The 24,363-nt window shown below is 40.6% G+C and carries 23 protein-coding genes and 3 pseudogenes; 12 read left to right on the top strand and 14 right to left on the bottom strand.

Translation table 11 applies throughout. From position 1 onward, the window contains the following. Positions 1–39: 39 nt before the first annotated feature. The 3 genes from mneP to QA442_RS19570 all read left to right on the top strand — a co-directional run bounded on the left by mneP (position 40) and on the right by QA442_RS19570 (position 2,646). The gene (gene mneP / locus QA442_RS19560) at positions 40–933 is read left to right on the top strand and encodes a manganese transporter MneP (RefSeq protein WP_095432048.1); all 894 of its coding nucleotides are present in this window, start codon (positions 40–42) and stop codon (positions 931–933) included. Positions 934–1,047: 114 nt separating this feature from the next. After that, on the top strand, positions 1,048–1,866 hold the full coding sequence (locus QA442_RS19565; RefSeq protein ID WP_095432049.1) for a MerR family transcriptional regulator: 819 nt from the start codon (positions 1,048–1,050) through the stop codon (positions 1,864–1,866). A 90-nt stretch (positions 1,867–1,956) separates the two neighbouring features. Continuing rightward, positions 1,957–2,646 carry a DUF554 domain-containing protein gene (locus tag QA442_RS19570; RefSeq protein WP_095432050.1) on the top strand — a complete coding sequence of 230 codons (690 nt, stop codon included), beginning with the start codon at positions 1,957–1,959 and terminating at the stop codon, positions 2,644–2,646. Between the two features lie 260 nt (positions 2,647–2,906). On the opposite strand, the gene QA442_RS22265 is transcribed toward QA442_RS19570, so the two are convergent. From QA442_RS22265 to azlC, 4 genes are all read right to left on the bottom strand, one after another. Next, complete coding sequence (locus QA442_RS22265) at positions 2,907–3,281, bottom strand: Rok-like winged helix domain-containing protein (protein ID WP_095432051.1); 375 nt, start codon at positions 3,279–3,281, stop codon at positions 2,907–2,909. A 147-nt stretch (positions 3,282–3,428) separates the two neighbouring features. Beyond that, positions 3,429–4,751 (bottom strand): branched-chain amino acid transport system II carrier protein, encoded by a 1,323-nt coding sequence (gene brnQ / locus QA442_RS19575; RefSeq protein ID WP_095432052.1) that lies wholly within the window; start codon positions 4,749–4,751, stop codon positions 3,429–3,431. 161 nt (positions 4,752–4,912) lie between these two features. Next, complete coding sequence (locus QA442_RS19580; RefSeq protein WP_095432053.1) at positions 4,913–5,245, bottom strand: branched-chain amino acid transporter permease; 333 nt, start codon at positions 5,243–5,245, stop codon at positions 4,913–4,915. Then, positions 5,242–6,003 (bottom strand): azaleucine resistance protein AzlC, encoded by a 762-nt coding sequence (gene azlC, locus QA442_RS19585; protein WP_095432054.1) that lies wholly within the window; start codon positions 6,001–6,003, stop codon positions 5,242–5,244. Before azlC ends, QA442_RS19580 begins: the two co-directional genes overlap by 4 nt. A 113-nt stretch (positions 6,004–6,116) precedes the next feature. Here azlC and QA442_RS19590 point away from each other — a divergent pair, with 113 nt between their 5' ends. The 3 genes and pseudogenes from QA442_RS19590 to QA442_RS19600 all read left to right on the top strand — a co-directional run bounded on the left by QA442_RS19590 (position 6,117) and on the right by QA442_RS19600 (position 9,073). Beyond that, the gene (locus QA442_RS19590; protein WP_095432055.1) at positions 6,117–7,505 is read left to right on the top strand and encodes an aminotransferase-like domain-containing protein; all 1,389 of its coding nucleotides are present in this window, start codon (positions 6,117–6,119) and stop codon (positions 7,503–7,505) included. Between the two features lie 271 nt (positions 7,506–7,776). Then, positions 7,777–7,987, top strand: a pseudogene (locus QA442_RS19595) (DUF554 family protein); the annotation flags it as partial. Positions 7,988–8,182: 195 nt separating this feature from the next. Then, positions 8,183–9,073, top strand: a complete 891-nt coding sequence (locus QA442_RS19600) for a carboxylesterase (RefSeq protein WP_095432056.1) — start codon at positions 8,183–8,185, stop codon at positions 9,071–9,073. Positions 9,074–9,546: 473 nt separating this feature from the next. Here the strand turns inward: QA442_RS19600 and QA442_RS19605 are convergent, their stop codons facing one another. From QA442_RS19605 to ydfH, 3 genes are all read right to left on the bottom strand, one after another. After that, positions 9,547–11,718, bottom strand: coding sequence for an MMPL family transporter (locus QA442_RS19605; protein WP_095432057.1), 2,172 nt, complete (start codon positions 11,716–11,718; stop codon positions 9,547–9,549). Between the two features lie 115 nt (positions 11,719–11,833). Beyond that, complete coding sequence (gene ydfI / locus QA442_RS19610; protein ID WP_095432058.1) at positions 11,834–12,475, bottom strand: two-component system response regulator YdfI; 642 nt, start codon at positions 12,473–12,475, stop codon at positions 11,834–11,836. Beyond that, positions 12,468–13,691 carry a two-component system sensor histidine kinase YdfH gene (gene ydfH, locus QA442_RS19615; protein ID WP_095432059.1) on the bottom strand — a complete coding sequence of 408 codons (1,224 nt, stop codon included), beginning with the start codon at positions 13,689–13,691 and terminating at the stop codon, positions 12,468–12,470. Before ydfH ends, ydfI begins: the two co-directional genes overlap by 8 nt. 189 nt (positions 13,692–13,880) lie before the next feature. Between ydfH and QA442_RS19620 the strand changes: the two genes are divergently transcribed. The 3 genes from QA442_RS19620 (at position 13,881) to QA442_RS19630 (ending at position 14,734) form a co-directional block, all read left to right on the top strand. Then, complete coding sequence (locus QA442_RS19620; RefSeq protein ID WP_095432060.1) at positions 13,881–14,030, top strand: hypothetical protein; 150 nt, start codon at positions 13,881–13,883, stop codon at positions 14,028–14,030. Then, on the top strand, positions 14,027–14,203 hold the full coding sequence (locus QA442_RS19625) for a hypothetical protein (protein WP_080478167.1): 177 nt from the start codon (positions 14,027–14,029) through the stop codon (positions 14,201–14,203). The genes QA442_RS19620 and QA442_RS19625 overlap by 4 nt, the downstream gene beginning before the upstream one ends. A gap of 87 nt (positions 14,204–14,290) precedes the next feature. Beyond that, the gene (locus QA442_RS19630) at positions 14,291–14,734 is read left to right on the top strand and encodes a carboxymuconolactone decarboxylase family protein (protein WP_069840375.1); all 444 of its coding nucleotides are present in this window, start codon (positions 14,291–14,293) and stop codon (positions 14,732–14,734) included. Between the two features lie 82 nt (positions 14,735–14,816). Here the strand turns inward: QA442_RS19630 and QA442_RS19635 are convergent, their stop codons facing one another. Then, on the bottom strand, positions 14,817–15,497 hold the full coding sequence (locus tag QA442_RS19635) for an ArsR/SmtB family transcription factor (RefSeq protein WP_095432061.1): 681 nt from the start codon (positions 15,495–15,497) through the stop codon (positions 14,817–14,819). An 88-nt stretch (positions 15,498–15,585) separates the two neighbouring features. On the opposite strand from QA442_RS19635, the gene QA442_RS19640 reads away from it, so the two are divergent. Next, positions 15,586–16,209: a flavin reductase family protein gene (locus tag QA442_RS19640; protein ID WP_095432062.1), complete on the top strand. Its 624-nt coding sequence runs from the start codon at positions 15,586–15,588 to the stop codon at positions 16,207–16,209. Between the two features lie 117 nt (positions 16,210–16,326). Here QA442_RS19640 and QA442_RS19645 read toward each other — a convergent pair whose 3' ends face one another. Beyond that, positions 16,327–17,775 (bottom strand): aminotransferase-like domain-containing protein, encoded by a 1,449-nt coding sequence (locus tag QA442_RS19645; protein WP_095432063.1) that lies wholly within the window; start codon positions 17,773–17,775, stop codon positions 16,327–16,329. Positions 17,776–17,907: 132 nt separating this feature from the next. On the opposite strand from QA442_RS19645, the gene QA442_RS19650 reads away from it, so the two are divergent. After that, complete coding sequence (locus QA442_RS19650) at positions 17,908–18,828, top strand: DMT family transporter (RefSeq protein WP_279473377.1); 921 nt, start codon at positions 17,908–17,910, stop codon at positions 18,826–18,828. 54 nt (positions 18,829–18,882) lie between these two features. Here QA442_RS19650 and QA442_RS19655 read toward each other — a convergent pair whose 3' ends face one another. From QA442_RS19655 to QA442_RS19675, 5 genes and pseudogenes are all read right to left on the bottom strand, one after another. Continuing rightward, positions 18,883–19,692 carry a GNAT family N-acetyltransferase gene (locus QA442_RS19655; RefSeq protein WP_095432065.1) on the bottom strand — a complete coding sequence of 270 codons (810 nt, stop codon included), beginning with the start codon at positions 19,690–19,692 and terminating at the stop codon, positions 18,883–18,885. Between the two features lie 97 nt (positions 19,693–19,789). Continuing rightward, positions 19,790–20,166, bottom strand: a pseudogene (locus tag QA442_RS22270) (arsenate reductase/protein-tyrosine-phosphatase family protein). A 12-nt stretch (positions 20,167–20,178) separates the two neighbouring features. Further along, positions 20,179–21,486, bottom strand: coding sequence for an arsenic transporter (locus QA442_RS19665; protein WP_279473378.1), 1,308 nt, complete (start codon positions 21,484–21,486; stop codon positions 20,179–20,181). Positions 21,487–21,498: 12 nt separating this feature from the next. Next, a pseudogene (locus QA442_RS19670) lies at positions 21,499–21,819 on the bottom strand (ArsR/SmtB family transcription factor). Positions 21,820–22,343: 524 nt separating this feature from the next. After that, on the bottom strand, positions 22,344–22,922 hold the full coding sequence (locus QA442_RS19675; RefSeq protein ID WP_080488103.1) for a TetR/AcrR family transcriptional regulator: 579 nt from the start codon (positions 22,920–22,922) through the stop codon (positions 22,344–22,346). 202 nt (positions 22,923–23,124) lie between these two features. Here QA442_RS19675 and QA442_RS19680 point away from each other — a divergent pair, with 202 nt between their 5' ends. Then, positions 23,125–24,312, top strand: coding sequence for an MFS transporter (locus QA442_RS19680; RefSeq protein ID WP_071582097.1), 1,188 nt, complete (start codon positions 23,125–23,127; stop codon positions 24,310–24,312). Positions 24,313–24,363: the final 51 nt, after the last annotated feature.

The following is a 24,363-nucleotide window of genomic DNA, read 5'->3' on the forward strand; positions in this document are numbered from 1 at the left end:
GCACTCCTATTTTTTTGTGCAGTTTTATAGGAGGAAAAAATGGCAAGTGAAAGAGAACAAATCAGCAGAAAAGTTGCTTTGATTGCATTGATCGCCAATCTGATCCTAATGGCAGGAAAGGTCTTTTTTGGACTGATAGGCGATAGTGAAGCCGTTTTTGCAGACGGAATCCATTCTGCGGCAGATGTCGTTGCTTCGATTGCGGTCTTGGCAGTGATCGGCATTTCCAATAAACCGCCCGATCAAGACCATCCTTTTGGGCATGGAAAAGCAGAAGTCATTAGTGAGGCGATTGTAGGAATAATCTTAGTGATCGTATCCGTTTATATCCTCATTGAAGCGATTCTGTCCTTTGTTAAAGGGCCAAGCGTTCCCCAATACAGCGCATTGTTTGCGGGTCTTATTTCGTACGTGGCTAAGGAAATCTTATATCGTTATTCTATCAAGCAAGGGGAAAAATGGAACAGCAAAGCGATTATAGCGATTGCATACGATCATAAAGGCGATATCGTTGCCTCCCTTGCCGCTTTTATCGGCGTCTTGTTGGCTATCATCGGAAACACCCGCGGCTGGTCCTATCTGTTGTACGCCGATGCAATTGCCAGTGCAATCGTTGCTTACCTCATTTTTAAGATTTCTATGGAATTAATCAGGCCGTCTGTTGATGTGCTTATGGAAAAGAGCGTTGACCCCAAGCTGATCGAGGAATATAAAGCTGTTATTTTTCAATGTGATCAGGTAAAACGAATCGATAGAATCCGCGCGAGAGAACACGGTCACTATAAATTGCTTGATGTCCGTTTATCTTTGGATCATGATTTGACAATTAAGCAGGGACACGACATTGCCCGCGAAATTCGAAATGAAATCAAAAGACAGTTTTCCGATGTTGAAGAAGTGCTCATCCATGTGAATCCTTATTTCGAAGAATGAAAAGCTCCTTTTGAAAAGGAGCTTTTGCTTTATGCTGTTAAACTTTCCCTTTAGAACTCGCTGTACTATATAATATGGATGTATATCAATCATAGGGACAGAAAGGTTGTTAGAATGAAGGAATTTTTTTCGATTGGGGAAGTGTCAAAGTTATTCAATGTGAAAATCTCTGCTCTTAGGTATTATGATGAAATCGGTCTTTTGAAGCCGGAATATAAAGACGAGAAAACGAACTATCGATATTATTCCACCCAACAGTTTGAGCGGCTGGATACCATCAAGTATTTGAGGGCCTTAGGTCTGCCAATCCATAAGCTGCTTGATTTTTATAACTCTCAAAATACAAATACCCTTCTTCATCTACTAAAAAGCCAGCAAGCTGAAATTGATCGCAAGAAGAAAGAATTAGAACGCATTGAACGAAAGATCTCCCGCCGCATCACACATATAGAAGATGCCGTTAACATGCCGTTACATCACATTTCAAAAATCAAACTTCCCGCAATTCGAGTGGCTTATTTACAGCATGAATATGTTCTCGGCCATGATATCGAACATTCGTTAGCGGAATTGAGAACCCACCTGAATGTGAACGAAGATATATTTATAGGCAAAATCGGTTTATCCATTTCAGCAGCAAATGTGAAGGCAAAACAGTTTGACAAATATTCCAGTATATTTATGATTCTTGAAGATGAAGATGAAAATGAAAAAACTTCATCAGAAATCATTTTCCCTTCAAGAGAATATCTGCAAATTAGGTTTAGAGGGTCACACCCAGAAGCCGAACCCTACTACAAAACATTACTGGCGTATATGGAAGAGCATCATTATGAGGTAGCAGGAGATTCTATCGAAATCACACTCATTGATTATGGCATTACGAATAACCTAGACAATTATGTGACTGAAATCCTCTTGCCCATCAAATAATCTCATGAATATGTTTTTGATCTCCCTTGACTCTCTACTAACTAGAGGGTTTATTTTTTATGCAGGAATCATTATTGGAGGAGAAAGCTTATGTTTGGAACAATTTTTAACACAGTGATGATCATTGCGGGAAGCATAATCGGGGGGATATTCAAAAAAGGCATTAAAGATGAATACCAGGATATTTTGATGCAGGCAATGGGGTTCGCTGCAGTCGCGCTGGGAATCAACGCCGTTACACAGCATTTGCCTGATAGTAAATACCCCATTCTTTTCATCGTGAGTTTAGCCATTGGAGGTTTGCTTGGCCAGATCATCAATCTGGAATTACGATTCAACAAGCTGGTGAACAAATTTTCTAAAAGCAATTTAGCGGAGGGGTTATCAACTGCGATCTTATTATTTTGTATAGGCTCGCTGTCAATATTGGGTCCTGTTGAAGCGGCTTTGCATGGAGATTATACGTACCTTCTGACAAACGGTATGTTAGATGGGATCACCTCCATTGTACTCGCCTCGACTTTTGGTTTTGGAATAGCAGCAGCTGCCATTGTATTGTTTGCTTGGCAGGGCTCCATCTATTTATTTGCTAAAGTAATGGAGAGCGCAATCAATACAGACCTTATTAACGAAATTACTATTGTGGGAGGCATACTCATCCTCAGTTCAGGTCTAAGCATTCTTGGAATCAAGAAGTTCAAAACACTGAATCTGCTGCCTTCCCTGTTGATCCCTCCTGTTGTGATTTTTGTGATTCAATCATTTGGATTACATTTTTAACAAATCGGCATCAATTAAGCGAAAATCATGAATGCCGGCCATGTTTTATTACTTGAACAGACGGAGAATGGTCATATGGGCATCAATTCATTCATCACAATCTTTGCGATCGTCTTTGTACATAAACCGATCGATGGTCGGCAGTTCACAACAAAAATACCAAGGTCGTCAAGATCCTTGGTATCATGCTGAACATGCGCTGTGTTTGTGTTTCTGTCTCTGATCTACATTTGTAATGCTGAGCCTTTGATACCATGCATTCAAATCACAATGTACTGCCCTCTATAAGGCTTTCTCACCTCGGGGTGTGTTTTCATCAAAGTATTCATAAATGATGTCATATTCGAAATGTGTACGTCGGTTTCCTTTTCAATCCTTCTTTTCAAATTTATACTGCTCATTGGCTTATTCTGCTGCTTTAATATGTGTAATGCTGCTTCACGGGAGGCTTTTGATTCAGCTCTGCCCTGCCTTCTTTTTTTCTTTTGGATTGGTTTTGATGTTACGCGATATGTCTTTACATCATTTGCAGCTTGCTCCATGAGCGAGACTTGAGATGGTCGCGCCTTTGACTGTTGTAGCTGAAACTCACGAAGGATCGATCTTTCGTGTTTATCTATGTGTGCTAATCTCATACACAAAGCTTCTCCCCCCAATTAAGCAGGCGGAAAAGAGCTTTATTCCACCTGCAGATCTGAGTCATTGTTCAACTCTTTAGAACACGGATCAGGGAAATCACCATCTATAAAGGTGAGTGGTTCTATCGGCCCTACAGCGCTAAATCATGATTTTTTTGCTCGGAACATACTCAGTATATAGCCGCCTATACCCCCTGCAATGGCTGGAATAAGCCACCCAAGCCCTATGCTGTACATAGGAAGAACCTGAGTGAAAACGCGATTCACGACTTCAATCTTTATCCCAGCTGCATTCAAACCGTCAAATAGGCTGATGATAAACGTGAACAGTAAGCTCCCCTGATACACTTCAGCCTTCCCTTTAAATACAGAGTGCAAAAACGTTAAAAATATTAAGGAAATCGCGATTGGATACATCGTCATTAAGACAGGCTTGGACACCTTAATGAGCTCTGTTAATCCTATATTTGCAACAAGTGTGCTAAACACCGCTAACATCACAGCTATTTTTTTATAAGAAATGCTCGGAAATAATTCATGAAAAAACGAAGAACACGCTGTGATGAGTCCGACACTTGTCGTCAAACATGCTACCGTAATCATTAAACCCAATAAGATAGAACCATAGGATCCAAAATAATAGGATGAAACCTTAGCCAAAACCTCGGCCCCATTTTCTAAAAACCCCAGCTTTTCAACGCTGGAGGCCCCCATATATGAAAGGGAAGTATAGATAAGGGCTAAAAGTGTCGCAGCAATCGCAGTGGCTTTCGCACAAATGATGATCAGCTGTTTTTTGGTGGCTGCCCCTTGTTCTTTCATTGCATTCACCACAATGATTCCAAAAACGAATGCTACAAGGGCATCCAGTGTAAGGTATCCCTCCTGAAAGCCTTTAAAAAACACATGCGATGTATACCCTTTTGAAGGCGCTTGAATGGTTCCAATTGGATGAACAAGAGCTACCACTACAAGCAAACCGATAAATGTCAATTTAATTGGTGTTAAAACTTTTCCGACCACATCCACTATTTTTGTGGGATTAAGTGATAACAGACATGCAACTGTAAAAAACAATATTGTAAATATGATCAATGAAACAGGGCCTGCATCATCTGATAAAAAAGGTTTCACTCCAATTTCAAACGATACGTTCCCCGATCTTGGGATAGCGAAAAAAGGCCCGATGGCCAGATAGAGAATCGTTGTAAACACAATGCCAAACACCGGATGCACACGGCTGGCTAACGATTGTAAATTATCTTTACCTGAAAAAACAAATGCAGTCATTGCCAGCAGCGGCAAGCCAACTCCTGTCACCAAGAAACCTGCATTGGCAATCCATACATTTTTTCCAGCCATTTGCCCAAGCATAGGCGGGAAAATGAGATTTCCCGCCCCAAAAAACAATGCAAATAGCATTAATCCTATAATGATGATATAGGAAGCAGACACTTTTTTTGACATGATAAATCCTCCGAATAAAGTAGACACCTCTTGAATGGCAAAGAAACACTACAGATGCTATATACATTGGCACGGTGCTGAGTCCAAAATAAGATTGTGTCAATTTCATTAATTTTTAAAAAGTTCAATAAAAGTTTGATCCTTGATCGTTCCCCATACGGTTAAAAAACCAATTGTACCATAGCCATATAAACAACGGTTCCCCCCGCTATAGAAAGTAGCATATTTTTTTTCCAAAAGTGAAGCAGTGCAACTGCAGCTGCTCCAATTAATTCAGGAATACCGTGACTCCCAGAAAGTAGACTCACGTCTTTAAAACAATAAATAACCAGAAGCCCGATTACCGCTGATGGCAGCACCCTGCCCAAAAATTGTATGTATTTCGGCGTCGGTTTCCCAGACGGGAAAATCATGAATGGAAGGAACCGTGTCAGCATTGTGCCAAGCACGACCATAGCAACGGTAATGATTTGCTGCGTTATACTCATCATCATACAGAAACCTCAGCTTTCTCTAATGGTTTTCTCAGAACAGTGAGTATCCCTAAAATGGCGAGCATAGCAGGAATAATGAAATGGTTTCCGCCAAAAATGATAAGGCTGGCAGCTGAAAGCCCAAGGCCTGCGAGAGCACTGTGATGTTTTTGCTCTTTCATCCACTGCTCAATGAAGATCACAATAAAGAGGGCGGTCATCACAAATTCAAGCCCTTCGGTATTAAATTTCACATACGATCCAAAAATACCGCCTATCGCTGCTCCCGCGACCCAATATAAATGATTAAGCAATGTCACAAAAAACATAAACCAGCCCTTGTCAACATTCGCCGGAACATTAGCGGTATAATTGATAGAAAATGATTCATCGCACATCCCGAAGATCAAATAAAGCTTTTTCTTTCCAGTCCCCCTGTACTTATCCAACATGGAAATTCCATAAAACAAATGTCGGGCATTGATCATCAACGTCAAAAAAAGGGCATTCAACGGGTTGAACGCGCCCAGCAAGAAATGGGCGGCAACAAACTCCATTGATCCCGCAAATATAATAAAACTCATGATGATCGGATAAATTGCACTAAACCCTAAAGAATGCATAAAGATTCCATAAGCAATTCCCAGAAATAAAAAACCGGCAAAAATCGGAATCGTATACGGGAAGGCCGAACGAAATGCAGCCCCTATTTGATTTCTTTTTGTCATAAGATTCACACCTTGCAACATTTTTATTTTAAAGTACCATATTAAATCCATACAACAAACAAGATAATTGTATGGATTACAATTATCCTTTGTATCATAATAGAGAAAACTTGCTGCATCCTTTTAAAAACCATTCATGGAAAACGAAACAATAGAGGTGGATTATGCCGGTCAATTCATTCGACAATTACCCAATGTCTTGGAAGCCAGAAAGAGAGGCGTTAAAGCGGCCTTTCTATAAATCAATTGCTGCACTGCTTGAACACGATATCAAAAATGGTTTTTTAGCACCGGGTACAAAGCTCCCGCCCCAGCGAGAATTAGCTGACTTTCTTGACTTAAACTTCACTACAATTACCCGAGCCTATAAAGTGTGTGAGGTAAAGGGGCTGATCTATGCGGTCACCGGAAAGGGAACCTTTGTTTCTCCTAGCGCCGCTCGTTCAATTACGATTTCTAAAGATAAAATCACCAACTGTATCGATCTTGGTTTAATCGCCTCTTTTGAAGAAACCAATCAAATTGTAACGGAGGTGATTCAACAGGTTGCGAGTAAACATTACGTAAAACAGTTACTCAATTACAATGATCCAACAGGCATTCCGCATCAAAAAACAGCAGGGCTAAACTGGATGAAATCGTTTGGCATTCAAACTGACCAAGACCATATCTCAATTGTTTCCGGTGCCCAAAATGCGCTGGCCATTTCATTGGCCGCGCTGTTTGAGCCAGGGAATCGAATTGCCACTGACTTATACACGTACTCAAACTTTATTGAACTTGCAAAAATGCACCACATTCAGCTAGTGCCGATTCCTGGAGATGAGTATGGAATGCTGCCGGACGAACTAGAAAAGCAATGTACTCAACTCAACATTCATGGCATTTTTTTGATGCCTTCTTGCTGTAACCCAACTACTGTTATGATGTCGAATGCCAGAAAGAAAGAAATCGCGGCAGTGATCCGAAAACATCGTTTATTATTGATCGAAGACGATATTCATGCGTTTATGACCGCAGGCTTGATTTCTGATTATCAGGAGCCCATGTTCAACTTGCTCCCAGAACAAAGCGTATATATTTGCAGCACCTCTAAATCAATCTGTTCAGGATTAAGAGTGGCCTATATGGTCTATGGAGATGCCTTGGGCGAGAAAATCCATCAGGCGATGTTCAACATTAATGTAAAAACGTCTTCTTTTGATGCAGAGGTCATAACAGAACTGATTTTATCAGGAAAAGCGCATGATATTGTTTCTCAAAAAAAACAGCTTGCCCAGTCGGCTAATGATATGTTTGCAGAGTTTTTTCCTGAAACAGAGGTGCATGGACATCCTCTCAGCTTTTATCGATGGCTTTCCATCAATGATGATACCGATGCGTTACAGCTGGAAACGGATTTGAAGAAACATGGAATCCGCGCATTTCATTCTGATCGCTTTTTGAGCGGTTCTGCCACTCCTCATAAGCATTTGCGTGTTGCGCTTTCTTCAACAGAATCATTAGACGAGTTGAGAATAGGATTAGGGAGATTGAAACATTATCTCGGCTAACTTGATCAAACACACCCTATACCGCTTGATGTCCTCTACCTGCGTAAAAACAAAATGGCGGCTTCACCTTCTAAATACTGCCACATTGAGTGGCCATAGAATCGCCTACAACATGATCAGGCAATGAACGTGAAGCAAAAAAGCAGATCATAAAAGATCTGCTTTTTAAAAGGGGCTTTTTCATTATGCCGCAAACTTTACCTTTGGAACTCACTGTACTATTTAATGTGAATGTATAAATCATATGAACAGAAAGGTTGTTAAAATGAAGGAATTACGATTCAACATGCTGGTGAACAAAGCAATTTAGCGGGGGGTTTATCAACTGTGATCCTATTATTCTGTATCGGTTCGCTTTCAATTTTAAGCACTGTTGAAGCCGCTTTGCATGGAGATTATCATACCTCCTGACAAACGGAATATTAGATGAGATCACCTCCATTGTGCTCGCTTCAACTTTTGGTTTTGGAATTGCTGCGGCGCTCCCAAAAAGGAGTTTAATATTCTGTTATATTGATTTTCAATAATCTGTCCCAATCATTTTATTTCCTTTTTATCTTGGATTTGACGTCTAATAACCTCTGTATTATATTGTAAATAAATTCTGTTATATCAAAATCAGACTCCCCATCACGAAACGGCACATTCATTTAAACAAAATTGAGAGGGGCACTTGTATGTCAAACCATTCATCTAGTATTCCCGAATTAAGTGACAGCGGTATCCGCTATTATCAAACTTATAATGAAAGCCTTAGTCTTTGGCCGGTCCGTTGCAAATCATTCTACATATCTACTCGTTTTGGTCAAACACATGTGATTGCTAGCGGGCCAGAGGATGCCCCGCCGCTTGTATTACTCCACGGAGCATTATTCAGTTCCACGATGTGGTATCCCAGCATCGCCGATTGGAGCAGCAAATACAGAACTTATGCAGTTGATATCATAGGTGATAAAAACAAGAGTATTCCTGAGAATCTAAGCGGTACGAGAACGGATTACGCCAATTGGCTTCTTGATGTGTTTGACAATCTGGGGATCGAAAAGTCCCACATGATCGGACTTTCGCTTGGCGGTCTCCATACGATGAATTTCCTTTTACGTATGCCTGAGAGAGTAAAAAGCGCAGCTATACTGAGTCCGGCAGAAACATTTTTGCCATTTCATCACGATTTCTACAAATACGCTCTTGGCCTTACAGCTCCAAATGGAGTTGAAACATTCTTACATTGGATGATGAATGATCACAGTGTGCTGCACCCGATTTTTGTGAAGCAGTTTCAGGCGGGGGTAATGTGGCAGGATGGATCAAGAAATCCAAATCCTAAAGCCGACGGATTTCCGTATGTATTTACCGATGAGGAATTACAATCAGCAAGAGTCCCTATTCTATTATTACTCGGTGAACATGAAGTCATCTATGATCCCCACTCAGCCCTGCACCGAGCCTCTTCATTCGTTCCTGATATTGAGGCGGAAGTCATTAAAAATGCCGGACATGTTTTATCGATGGAGCAACCCGCATACGTAAATGAACGTGTAATGCGTTTTTTTAATGCAGAACAATAAGTGCTTATTAAGATAGTGATTCGCATTCATAAAGAACTGCAATATGCTTCTAGCCGGGCATTTAAAAAATAGAGTCTCTCATAGGGACTCTATTTTTTACACATCATTTTCTTTTTTGCATTTATATCATGATCAATTGGACAAAGACCCAGAACTGGTTTTGTGTGCTTGTTTCATTTGCATTTTTTACAGATCAGTTTTAAATTTCTTTTATTTTTAAAAAGGATTCTCAAGATCCTTGGCATCAAGGAGTGAATGCAAAGTCAAAAAAATCATTTGATGTGCTTTATCACTTCTCCTGGGATGCCTGCTAGTATGACGCAGCTTCTGCCACATATCGAAAATGAGTGATGGCGCCATAAGTGTCTCCTTCACTTTCCAAATACCACCACAATGTTCGGCTATAAAATCGTTTACAGCTTGATCGGGAATAGTAAGCAAAAAAGCAGATCATAAAAGATCTGCTTTTTCTATTACATGATTTGTTTCTTTTGTTCATGAGCTATTTCTGGCTGTATTTCCTTTGTGAGCTGATGCCCTTCTATGTCCACATTTGGGATGATCTTGTCCAGCCATTTCGGCAAATACCAGGCTGCATTCCCCATCAGTTTCATCACACTTGGAATCAGTGTCATTCGCACAATAAATGCGTCAAAGAGCACACCAAAGGAAAGGGCCAATCCGTTGGCTTTCACAGTAGCTTCTCCGGCAAAGATAAATCCTGCGAAAACGAAAATCATGATTAAACCAGCCGCGGTGACAACAGGACCGCTGTGTTTTAATCCAGCCTGAATGGCTTGTACTGGATTCTTTGTTTTTACATATTCTTCACGCATTCTGCTGACAAGAAATACTTGATAATCCATAGCTAAACCGAACAGAATCCCAATCGATAAAATCGGCAGGAAGGCGAGTATCAGCCCTTTTTCAGGTATTTTGAAAAAGTCGATGAGATTGCCGTCTTGTAAGATAAATACACAGATCCCAAGAGTGGCTGTCATCGTTAAAATGAAACCTGCAACAGCAACAAGCGGCACAAGCAGCGAACGGAAAACAATGGTCAGCAATACAAATGCAAAGCCGACAATGAGTACAGCAAACACCGGTATCGCATCATTCAGGCGATCTGAAATGTCAATATTCACTGCAGTTGATCCAGTAACAAGCAAATCTACTCCGTTTTTATCTGACAAACTGCGTACATCGTGTACCAAATCTTTCGTTGCCACATCATTTGGACCTGTTTCCGGAACAACCGTAATGATGGCAAAGTTCCCTTCTTTATTAGGCATTGCAGGGGTGACACTTGCTACATGGTCTAAGCCCTTTATTTCTTTCACTGCATCTGCGAAGGCTTCCGCTTTATTTCCTGTGACACTTGCGGCATCCGCTACGATGGTTAATTGGCCATTAAATCCTGCTCCAAAACCTTCGGCAAGCAAGTCATATGCCCGCCGATCCGGATTATCCTTCGCTTTCATCCCCGCATCAGGCAAGCCCAGTTCCAATTGCATAGATGGAATACTAATGACGATCAAAATGAGAATGCTGCAAACACTTAGCAGAATAGGATGTTTTGTGACAAAACGCCCCCATGCATTTGTGGCAGAGCTTTGTTTTCCTTTTTTCTTGTTTGCTTTCGGAATCATCCGTTTCCCTGCTATTGATAAGACGGCAGGCACCAGCGTGATAGAAGCGAGAACAGCCATCAGTACACTAAGCCCTGCTGTCAGCCCCATTGCAGACATAAAAGGAATGTTAACAACCGTCAATCCGCAAAGTGCGACGATCACAGTAAGTCCGGCAAAAACGACTGCACTCCCAGCTGTTCCGGTGGCTCTTGCAATCGAGTCATTCTTTTGTATGCCTTCACCTAAAAACTGGCGGTGTTTCGTAAAAATAAATAAAGCATAATCAATCCCAACAGCAAGACCAATCATTCCGGCTAATGAAAGACTGACGGAAGCAATATCGAATACTTGTGTCCCAATCAAAACCAGTCCAATGCTTACCCCTAAACCAAGCAGCGCATTTAAAATCGGCAATCCTGCTATTAATAAAGAACCGAATGTAATAGCTAAAACGACAAAGGCCAAGATAATGCCGACAATTTCAGAGACACCGCCTATCTCCATCTCGGCTCCCGGTACATCTCCGCTTAGCTCAGTTTGCAATCCCTCATCATCAGCCATTTTCAAACTGTCTTTTAAGTGTTTGATAGAGTAATCCTTTATATCATCTGCTGATGATTTATACTTGATATCAGCATAGGCAACTGTGCCATCTTTCGCGATTGTTCCTGTCACAAAAGGACTTGCAATCGAGTCAACAGAATCATCTTTACTGATTTCCTTGAACGTTTTTTCTATAGCTTTTTTCGCTGGCTTTGAAGTCAGTTTCTCCCCATCATCAGCACCGAAAATCACCCGTATGCTCCCTTTAGCAGGACCGTGGGGAAATTCTTTTTCAATCACATCCATCGCTTTTTCCGAAGGTGTGTCAGGTATGGACATATCCTCAGAAAAACTTGGTTTTAAGGTGATTGCAAGGCCAATCGAAGCAAGTAACACAACGACCCATGCACATATTACTTTTACGCGATGCCGAGTAACCCATCCTCCTAATGTATATAACATTTTTGACATGATAATCTCCTTTCAACACATTGCTTAATCACATTCTTTCTCATTGTAGTTGACCACGAAATAAAAAAAACGTACATTCGGGCATGTACGTTTGGGCAATTTTCAAATATGCAGTTTATTTGTCTAATGTCAGAATACCTTTTTGCATGGCAATCGTTACTGCTTCAGTTCTTGAATTCGCGCCTAATTTATTGTAAATGGACGTTAATCTGGCCTTTACTGTTCGCTCAGAGACGCCCAAATCAAAGGCAATCGCTTTGCTTTTAAGCCCTTTAGCAATTGCTTTGAGAACAATGACTTCTTTTTCTGTCAGCTGCGTATCACTGCTCTGCTTCTTCATCCGCTCAAATTGGATTTCTTGCAAGCGTTTAAGGATATCAGGCTGCAATAGCACATTTCCTCTTATCGCTGCATCCATTGTGTGAAAAAGGGTTTCTGAACTCGTATCCTTTAACAGATATCCTTTCGCTCCTAATTCAATCCCTTCAATCATTAGGTGATCTTCATTATATGTAGTCAAAATAATGATGGGAATATCGTGTATTTCTTTTATTTTTTTAATGGCTTCTAACCCGCTCATCTCCGGCATATACAAATCCATAAGAATGATATCCGGTTGCAATTCATCTGCTAGACGGACTGCTGCTCTGCCATTTTCCGCCTCTCCTATAATGGTGTATTGATCGTTCGTTTCAATTAAAAGCTTCAGACCTTCCCTCACGACAAGGTGGTCATCAACGATTAAAACCTTATTCATCTTGCATCTCTCCCTGAATTGGTACAGTGATCTCAATTTGTGTTCCTTTCAATTTTGTACTCTTTATATTGAATTGGCCATTCATGGCTCTGACACGTTCTTGTATGCCAAGAAGCCCATAATGCCCTCTCTTTTTCTTTCCTTTTTCAACATCAAATCCTTTGCCGTTATCCTTAACTGTTAAATGGAGCCTCCCCTTATCGTCATCCCAAATGGAAATCCAGATTGTTTTTGCTTCAGCATGCTTTGCCGCATTCGTCATGCATTCTCCAATGATGTAATAACAGTTTTCAGCTGTACGCACATCCAGCACCTGATGCAATCTGTAATCTAATAAACAAGCCATGCCTGTCGACTCTATAAAATGATCCATCAGTGAGTTAATTCTTTCTTTTAAAACCCCGATTTCTTCTGATTTGCTGCGGAGATCATCAATTGCTGAACGTGCATCAGCTAATGTGCTTTTCACTCTTTTCATCGATTGTTGTATGATTTCCTTCGCTCTCTCTGTGTTGCCTTTGGAGAGATGTACATGAATCGCGTCCAGCTGCATATTTAAACTGACCAGCCCTTGAGCAAGCGTATCGTGTAAGTCTCGGGCCATCCGCTGCCTTTCGTTCTGCAGCGTCAGCTGTTCGACCTGCTGATGAGCCAGCTCCAGCCTTTCAAGAGTCAATTGAGCTTTAATTTTTTCATCAACTTGGGCAAAAAATGTTGCGGCATAAGTGATGATGACAATCATGATCGGCGCAGCAATAACAATAAAATGCAGCACTTCACCTTTATTAAGGTGATACGCCGAATTTATGCCCAGCAGCAGCAATAGATAAAGAATGGGAAAAGTCCTTCTTCTGTCTGCCATTCCTATGATTTGCCCAATTAAAAATGCATAAAGGCCGATAATGACAAGTATAAAGAAGCCAGTCATGAGATTAGCAAGTGCAAAGGTGATCAAACCTTGTACCACGAAATACAGAATCACTCTTTTCTTAACCCAGCGATATGAGTGCCAATGAAGCAAAGCAAAAATTCCGATCAATATGGTAAACGCATAAAACAATAAAATAGACCAGCTCCCAGAAACAAATTGCAGCACGATAGAGGCTATATAGATCATAAGAATAAAAGCCAGGCCAGGCACTCTAAGCGCAAGCATGTTTAATGCACGCCTATCATGTGAGTAATATTTATCTTTGAAACGATTCCTTATCAGCAAACCTTATCCACTTCCTTTACCTGTTTCACCAAATCAAAATTCATGAGAATCGAACCCAACATTAGAGGTTCAAACAAAAGATCATTGCCCAAACGTACATGAACGTTCTGCCTTTATGTACGTTTTATCTTTTCAAATTTATCTTTAAAATCAAAAGGAACATACTATTCATTGAAGGAATGATCATCATTGAAATCAATTGATCTTACAATTTTATCATTAAAAAGAAAAGGAATCCGGACTGAGAAGGTATTTAAAAATCAATATCCTGATCGATTAAGCCATATGACAGATAAAAATACGCAGCCAAAAATCAGATGCATGGAAAAAGAGGAATGAACATGTATTGGTTTTTAGGTGCTTTATTATATTTTCTCATCGGTACTTGTGTATTCATTGGAATCATTAGAGACAGCCACTCAGGCTCGTGGACCCTGCTTGCCTTAGCAGCTCCACTCATCATTTTGGGTTACCCTTATTTTTATTCTAAGCAGCTTTTTGCCAAAAAATAGTGAAATAACGCCATACAATTCGCACATTGGTAAAGATATCAATATCGAGATACAATTTAGATATACGACGGAAAGGAGTTTTGCCTGATGAGTCAAAGAGTGTCCTACTATGAGATTGCACCTGAAGGTATGAAAATCATGATGGATATGGAGAAATACACGAAACAATCTTCAATTAACCGAACCACGAGAGAACTAATCAAAATCAGAGTTTCTCAACTAAACGGCTGTGCCTTCTGTATAGATATGCATACTTCCGATGCCCGTAAAATGGGAGAAACTGAACAGCGAATTTACTGTTTACATGCTTGGAATGAATGTGATTTTTACTCCCCTGAAGAGAAAGTTGCTCTCGAACTGTCTGAACACATCACGCTCATTCCATCTAAAAGGGTTCCTGATGAGCTATATCATCGGGTGCGGGAACATTATGATGAAAAACAATATGTTGACCTTGTTCTCATCATTAATCAAATAAACAGCTGGAACCGCATCTCTATTGCAATGGGGAATCGAGCTGCTTCAAAATAAGAAGAAGGAGTAAGATTAGAACGAATCTTACTCCTTCTCCTGGATATCGTGCCGCATCATCATGTGTTTCCGTTTCAAAATCCTAAAGCTTCACGTTTAGGTGCTTTTCAAACGCGATTTTCCCGCTTGGTGTAATCCTGATCGCTCTCGTTTTAGGCATACGAACGATCCATTCTTCTTCTAACATGCGCATCAATAGGGCGTTTCCTAATGCTCCTGCAATATGATGCTGCCGTTCACTCCAATCCAAACAGCAGCGGGCAAAGGCTCTCCTCTTATTCCGTTGTTGCTCTTCATTGATGCCTAACTTCGAAAAGAACAAAGCACCCTCTGAAGTCACCTCAAAGTTTAAATCAACTTTTTTTAACATCCCCTGCTCAACTAATGAATGTGCCATTTGCACGCCCACATAACCTGCCAAATGATCATAACAGGTACGGGCGAAATGCAAGTCCTTTTTCTCTTTTGACTCTTTTAAAGATTTGACTTTACCTTCAGGCGCAATATGAAGCAATTGTTCGATCAAGTTGGCAGCATCTGAGTTAGACAATCTGTAATAACGATGTCTTCCATGCTTTTCTACGCTAATCAGCTTCGCGTCAAGCAATTTATTCAGGTGAAAACTTGCGGTTTGAGGTTTAATGTTAGCGAGATATGCAAGCTCTCCCGCAGGGTGTATCCTTCCATCCATCAGACTGAGAAGAATGGAAGAACGCGAGGGATCTGATAGCAACGAAGAGATTTTTGCAATATTAGGATTCATGATTTTCCTCCTTACATTCATATTTCGATGATAGTTGAAATGTTAATCCTTTACAATATAAATGTAAGCATGACAAGGAGGAATAGCGTTGGACATTAAAAAGCGAGACAATCTTCGTTTTAAAGAAATCAAGCCAAAGATTATGTATTATGGAACCTCGACATTTCTTCTAACCACGTTGAATGAGGATGGAACCACCAATATCAGTCCTATGTCTTCTTCTTGGGCTCTTGGACATTATATAATCCTTGGAGTAGGACTGGGCGGAAAAGCCATCGACAATTTGGAAAGACACAAAGAGTGTGTCATAAACTTGCCTGGCCCGGATTTATGGGAAAACGTTGAAAGAATTTCATCTTATAGCGGAAAAAAAAGTATACCGCCTTTAAAGAAGCAGCTCGGATTTACATATAAAAAAGAAAAATACGAGGCAGCAGGGTTAACGCCTTTACAATCTAAAACAGTATCACCAACACGAATTAAAGAATGCCCCATCCACATCGAAGCCGAAGTGAAGCATATTCGGATTCCAAAATATGATCAGTCATTTGCCATTGTAGAGACGCAGGCACTGCACTTTCATGCCGATGAAAATATTATACTGGACGAAAACCATATCAACCCTTCCAAATGGAGCCCGCTTATCTATAATTTCAGACATTATTTTGGCTTAGGAAGAGAAGTCGGAAAGACCTTTCGTTCAGAGACATGATTATTTTGAGACCGAACCATGATTTGGTCTATTCTAGTAACCCTTGTTATTATCAGATCAAGCGATCATTAGGCTTGATCTCTTTTTTAGTGAAACATCCATTTAAGGATATAAAAGTTACCTGCTTGCCAATTCTTTTATCATTAAACCCAACTCATAAATCCCCTTTTGAAGGTCTTCAAGAGATGCATAAGCATATGATAAGCGAATATAATTCCCTTTTTCCTGAGCATAGATACTGCCGAGATTGAGCAGAATCCCTTTTGATAAGGCTTTAGTATAAAGTAATTTCATTGATATGGAAGGCAATATTTTTATCCAGACAAAAAACCCTCCTTTTGGGATATTCCATGTCGCCACATCTTTCAAATGAGTTTCTATAGCACTCAAGGCCAATTTTCTTCTCACCTTTAATTGCTGCCTAACCTTTTCTACATGCTGCTGGTATTGGCCGGAAGTAAACCACTCCGCCGCTACTCTTTGGGATAGCGAACTGGATCCGTAATCTGTTTGCATTTTAATGTCAGATAAACGTTCAATCACCGGTTCCGGTCCGACGATCCATCCAATCCTCAAACCTGGGCTTAAAGTTTTCGATAAACTTCCTATATACAGTACATGTCCATTTTTATCAATTGTTTTAATAGGATATGGCGGGATTTCATCGATCCATAACTCACGATAAATGTCATCTTCAATAATAGGAAGCTGTGTATTCTCACTTACTGCTAGGATTTCTTCCCGCCGCTTTTTAGACATAAGAATACCAGTCGGATTGTGAAAACATGGATTTGTATATAAGATAGCCCTTCCACGCTCTCCTCTTGTTAAATGAACATTTTCAGGCAAAAGTCCTTCATTATCCATAGGAAGTCCAGTCAGCTTCATACCAGCTGATTGAAATACGTGTAATGAATAAAGGTAGGAGGGCTGATCAAGATATACGGTTGATCCTCTTTGTAACAGCCCCATTGATATTAGCTGCAAGGCTTGCAGCGCTCCTGAGACAATCAGAATGGAAGAAGATGAGACGTTGATTCCAATGGTTTTTAAATAGTTGCTCAATGCCTCCCTCAAAGGTAAGTAACCTTTTGGTTCTTCATATCCGAATGCCTCCATGTGTTGAGATACCTTCCCCATCATCTCTTTCATAACAGCCAAAGGAAAAATCTCAGCTGAAAGTTCACCTTTACTGAGCTGTATAAGGTCTGTATTTGATTCTAATTGATTGATCTCTTGAACGATTTTTCGGCTTGGCATCTGAATGCCAGAGGTGACATATCGATCCCAATCGGGAGCAGAATTCTTAGCCATCAGTGTCCATGTGTTGTTCATAACAACTGTGCCTTTCCCCATTGTGCCTTCTATTAACCCATCAGCCATCAATTCCTCTAAGGCTGTAATCACTGTGCTCCGATTCACCTGAAAATCTTTTGCAAGCGTGCGCTGGCTTGGAATCTTGCTTCCAATCGGCCACTCTCCATTTCCTATTTTCTCTTTAATAAAATGAACGATTTGTCTGTACTTAGGGAGCTTTTTCATCTTTTTTTCTTCTGGAAAGCTCATAGAATTGGTCTCCTTAAAATAAATTGGTTGGGTCAAAATCCGTTTAACTGGTTGAAGCCATATCACCAAATCTTTATTAATATAAAAACACATTAAATAACTGGTTGGTTTTTGTAAAGAGGAGAGGGAAATATGCAAAAGAAAACAGTTCAATTGATCACCTCAAACAGTCTGATGATCTGTTTATGGGCATCTGCTTTTCCGGGAATTCGCGCAGGACTAGAAGGGTACACACCAGAACACCTTGCTTTATTTCGCTTGTTAATCGGCTCTATGGCATTATTGCTTTTTGCTGTTTTGACTCGGATGCGCCTACCCGACTTGAAAGACATTCCTGCCATTTTTCTTTTAGGGTTTTTAGGTTTTGCACTCTATCACATTTTGCTGAACATTAGTGAAAAAACAGTTAGTGCCGGAGTTGCAAGCTTACTCGTTACTACAGCACCGATCTTCTCAGCCATGCTATCCCGCCTGTTTTTTAGAGAGCATTTTGGATTTGCGAAATGGATTGGCTCTATGATCAGTTTATTGGGTGTGTCATTGATTGCATTTGGGTCTGGAGACTATACTTATTCAATGAAAGGTATTTTGTTCATCCTGCTGGCCGCTTTTTCGGAGAGTATTTATTTCGTTTTTCAACCCCGCTATATAAAAAAATATGGATTTATCCGATTCGTTACATTTTCAATTTGGGGCGGAACAATACCTATGCTTATGTTTCTGCCAGGCTTAGGCGGAGAGATGATAAACGCCTCTACGAACGCAACATTGTCAATTGTTTATTTAGGTTTATTGCCAACAGTTGTGCCATACTTTGCCCTTGCATATGTCACTTCACTCGTCGGGGCTTCAGAAGCAACCCTTTCACTTTATGTTACACCCGCTTTAACCTTGATCATATCTTGGATCTGGATCGGCGAAATACCCACACTGATCTCTCTGCTCGGCGGAGTGGTTACAGTTGGCGGGGTATGTTTTACCTACCTAAAAGTAAATAAAATGAATAAAATTTTCATCACCCATTTTTCTGCTAAAAGGATTAAAAAACTCTAAAACAAAAAAGATACCAACATCGTTTGGTATCTCCTTAAAGGTTCTTTCTTAAGATTATCCAGAAAAGTAAATAGAGTATTCAGTTACCGGCTTAAAACCTAGTTTAGCTGCTAATGCAATGGACGATTTGTTGCAAACATCACAATCCCAGCTAGGAACAATCCCATTTTCCATACAAAACGCTATAAACCTATTTGCTACGCAATAAGCTAAGCCCAGTCCTCTGTATTCTTCAAGTGTATAGATATCCATTTCCGCTAATCCATGCCCTACAAATATAGAAGTACACTCACTTACTACATGATTGCCATGTAATACGGCAAATCCAAAGCCTTTTGAAGAAAACTGTGAGACAGAATCCCAATACTCCTCATAATAAGCGCTGTTAAAAGCTGTGCTGTTTGACATGATGTCTTCATCTATTCTTTTCAATACAAGCCCCTTTGGAAGTTCAAAAGGCGGTTTAGAGGGTTTTTGCCGAAAAGAAAATGCCATTCTCCTCATTTGGTTCATGTCATCTTTCAATATGGTTTTCAGTACGCTATCCCATCGATCACTGGAAGAAAACAGGGTAAATCGTTTTGTTGATTTCGCTTGTTTTTCATAATATTCAGCAATGAAATCATTAAAAACTTGATTCTCCGGGTCTCCCGCAATAAAATAAATGCCTGATTTCGTTCCTATAAAAAACGATTTAGGGCAAGTTTGGTCATCTACATAAACAGCTCCCGGAATGGCTTGGTCTAATATTGAATAGACAAATGTGGGACAATATTTGTCAGCAAACGTTGTTTTTAAGCTGCTATATTTTTCTTTCGTTAATTCCTTCAAACAAACAACCCCTTTACAACTCTTCTCCTTCATGATTCTGTTAACAAAATCAATTTTCCTCCGTCACAAGCTAAATAACTTCTCTGTTACGGATCTCAGACAAATGAAAACAAAAAACAGGTCTCTGCACTCAGCTCGCAGACACCTGTTGAACAGCACATTTATTCCCCAATTTCAGCAAACGGTCACTAATTTCAGCACGGATTGGAAAAACTTCTTCTGTTCCGTGTGCTTTTGCCGGATCATCAAACCCCCAATTTATCTGCTGCACCCCGCAGAGTGTAACAACGAAATCAGCATTGTTTAAAATGTTCGGATCAATGATATCCGTTGTTGATTTGAAATATCAATCCCTGCTTCTTTCATGGCTTTGACAGCATTTAGGTGTCATCCATGAGCTTCGATTGCTGCGCTGTACACATTCCACTTGTCTCCAAGTATTTCCCCCCACCCTTCAGCTATTTGGCTGCGGCAAGAGTTACCTGTGCAATGTTTTCCTTGATATATTGACTTGTCCTTTTAGAAACAAGAATGGATGATCAGCAGCCAAATATACAGGCCGACAAGTGTGATCAATAAAGTGGGTATCGTGAGGATAATTCCTGTTTTAAAATACGTGCCCCAGGAAATCTTCATACCTTTTTGTGAAAGGACATGAAGCCATAACAATGTCGCCAAGGAACCAATCGGCGTTATTTTAGGCCCTAAATCTGAACCGATCACATTTGCATAAATAAGCGCTTCTCTCATCATCCCATGTGTATCTGTACCGGCAATAGCCAATGCGTCAATCATAACAGTCGGCAAGTTATTCATAATGGAAGAAAGAATGGCCGCGATAAAGCCCATTCCAATTGTCCCGGCAAACATCCCGTGATCAGCTGCGGCTTGAATGACGTCTGAAAGGACATCAGTTAATCCGGCATTTCGGACACCATACACAACAACATACATGCCAATTGAAAAGAATACGATAGCCCATGGCGCTTCTTTCACCACTTTCTTTGTATGGACGGCCGGACTCTTTTTCGCAGCGATTAAAAAAATGATTGCAATACTGCCAGCTACCATTGATACAGGGATAGATAAAAATTCACTTACAAAATATCCAATTACCAAAAGCCCTAATATATACCATGACAGTTTGAACATGTTTTGATCTTTAATCGCTTCAATAGGTTTCTTCACCTCAGACAGATCATAACGTTTTGGTATGCTTTTTCTAAAGAAAAGGTAAAGCACAATGATGCTCGCCAGGAGCGAAAACAAGTTCGGGACAATCATTCTGGATGCATATTCAATAAATGTAATATGAAAATAATCCGCTGAAACGATGTTGACCAAATTGCTCACTACTAATGGAAGCGAGGTCGTATCTGCAATAAATCCGCTGGCAATGATAAAAGGAAAAACTAATTTTTCATTGAAATGTAATGCTCTGACCATTGCTAATACAATTGGTGTCAATATAAGAGCGGCACCGTCATTTGCAAATAACGCAGCGACGATAGCTCCTAATATAGATACATAAACGAACATCCGCACACCGTTTCCTTTTGCAGCCTTAGCCATATGAAGCGCTGCCCATTCAAAGAAACCGATATTATCAAGAATTAACGATATCAGTATGATAGCCACAAAAGCCAATGTCGCATTCCAAACAATCCCTGTCACAGTTAACACATCATGAAAATTGACAACACCTGCTACTAGAGCTAAAGCTGCGCCTCCACAGGCTGACCACCCTATAGATAAATTTTTCGGCTGCCATATGATCAATACTAGAGTTAATAAAAAGATGAATACCGCCAAAATCATTGATGTCAATCTAATGCCTCCTTACTGGCAACACGCTTGAGTTTCCTTTTGTTTGATTTGGTTTAACAATTCACCCTCCTGATCGATTTGATGTAAGATCAATTGCAATGTATCAAACTCAGGACATGAACCATTTATTGAATAATAACGCCATTGGCCTCTTCTGTCCTCATTCACAAACCCTGCGTTTTTTAATTTTCGCAAATGCTGGCTTATTTCGAACATATCAACCAATTGACAGACACGATATTCTTGTTCAAGAAATCATTTCATCATTATAAGCCTTGTTTGATCACTAAGTGTTTTTAAACAGCGAGTCATCGCCGCAACATCAATAGTCATATGCACTCGTCCTTCACAACTCGTTATATAAGCAACAAATGTCTATACATTCCCCTTTACGTTTCTTTATACAGCGCTCTGTTTGTCTAAACGAAAGCATGAGTCTCTCCCCGCGTTTTTTTAGCGCCTCCGCCATTATATAAACTATTATTTATATAAACAATCCCTTATATTTGGAACATCAAAGCTTTTTGATTCCTTAACACCAACCTCATTCTGAAAACCCTTTGCATTGCTTCATTACACATTCGATTTGATTATTTTGACATTGAAGAATGCCATTTTATTTGTATGGGACCGGCTGTTTTCAATCATGATCCAGATCATGATAAAAATGAGACGATTTCAAGTTGCAGGGAGTGGTCATTCAGCCAATGCTGAATATAGACGGAGCATCCGGTCATAAAAAAACAGGCCTCTTTAGAGGCCAGTTTATACTGCAAGTATTTTCTCCATTGCCATGACATCTACAAAATGGCCGTTAATTTCTCCCTGTTCTTTGAAGGCTTTCTGTACCAAATCCTTCATGTAGCTTGAACTCCCTTAAACGCATTCATCACCAAATCATGCACATAGGAGTCATTCACCTCGTCCCCTGTTATAAGCAGACGATAGAAAATCGGTCCGTATATGAGATCTATACTTACTTCAATATCAAGATTCTCTCTCAATTCACCTTTTTGAATTCCCTTTTCTAGAAGGCCTTTCGCTTGGAGGCGGCGAGGCTGGAAAAATCGTGTGCGATATTCTTCTGCCAATTTTTCATCCAATTGCCCTGCCCCTATTAATTCCTTAATAACCGTTCCTTCCCTGCTTGTCAAAAACCTTGCTAAATTCGTGGCGTGAGTTACTATATCATGTACTGACGACCCTGTATCAGGCACAGGCAGCCTGTCCGTCGCGGTCGAAAGAAAGCTGTCCATGATAACGGCAGCCTTGTTAGACCACCATTTATAAATCGTTGCTTTACTCACTTTCGCACGCTCGGCAATTTTATCGACTGTCACCGCATCGAAGCCTTTTTCCAGCAATAGGTCATAGGCTGCAGAGAGAATCGCCTTATGTGTTCCTTCATCACGCGGCCGCCCTCGTTTACTCTGCACATAAATCATTCCTTCCCGAAATATAAACGATACGTTCAGTATACTTAACCGGAATAAAAAAAGAAAACAGAAACCTATTTACAAAACTGAACGTTTAGTATATCATTTTCCTTAATAAACAAAACTAAACGTTCAGTTTAGAAATTAACATGAGAGAAGTCATGATTACACTCAAAAACCACTTAAAAAGGAGTTCATTCTTATGGCTAATGGAAACAAACAAGCAGGTCAGAAGATCTCACCCAGTTTAACCCTTCTTCTCGCAACGGCATGCGGTATCATTGTTGCTAATCTTTACTATGCACAACCCTTGGTCGGATTAATTAGTAAGGCAATTGGACTTTCTCCAAGCAGTGCTGGATTGGTTGTCACACTAACCCAAATCGGATACGTTGCCGGCTTACTATTTCTCGTCCCTTTAGGAGATATTATCGAAAACAAAAAACTTGTCGTTGCATCGCTCCTGCTAAGCGCAGCGGCTTTGACACTAACAGCATTTGTGAAGCATGGAGCACTGTTTTTAGCAGCTTCATTTTTCATCGGATTGGGGTCAATCGCAGCCCAGGTGCTTGTTCCATTTGCATCATACCTTGCATCAGACGCTGCACGCGGCCGGGTTGTTGGCAATGTCATGAGCGGCTTATTACTCGGTATTATGCTTTCTCGGCCGATATCCAGTCTAGTCGCTGATATTTGGGGGTGGAATGCAATATTTGCTTTGTCTGCCGTGGTAAGTGTTGCCCTGGCCATCTTATTATCAAAAGTGCTTCCTGCCAGAAAACCAACAGCCAATACAAACTATACGGCATTACTCGGTTCAATGTGGAAGCTGCTGCGCACGACTCCAGTCTTACGCCGCCGTGCCATCTATCATGGATTTGTATTTGGAGCTTTCAGCTTGTTTTGGACGACTGTTCCTTTATTATTGTCCGGTCCTGCTTTTCATTTTTCTCAGAAGGCAATAGCACTCTACGCATTGGTAGGCATTGCGGGTGCAGTCGCTGCACCAATAGGCGGCCGTCTGGCTGATCGCGGCTTGACCAGGATTGCCACTGGAATCGCTCTCGGTGTTGTCATTGTCTCTTTATTACTGCCGCTCCTGATTCAGAGCAGCTCCCCCGTCGGCATAACAGTTCTAGTGGCTGCCGCTATTCTGTTAGATATGGGCGTATCTGCAAACCTTGTGCTCAGTCAACGTGCCATTTTTTCGTTGGCGCCTGAAATTCGCAGTCGATTAAACGGATTATTCATGGCAATCTTCTTTCTAGGAGGTGCTATAGGGTCATCTATTGGAGGATGGGCATATGCCACAGGCGGGTGGAGTACAGCATTATGGATTGGTATCGCTTTTCCGGTCATCGCTTCGCTTTATTTCGCCACAGAGAAATAATCTTTCACCAAAATGGCTTATTTTGGCAGAAAAAACACCAAGGGTTTTGAC

Origin of the sequence: Bacillus stercoris, assembly GCF_029772985.1 — a bacterium.
Taxonomy (GTDB): domain Bacteria; phylum Bacillota; class Bacilli; order Bacillales; family Bacillaceae; genus Bacillus; species Bacillus stercoris.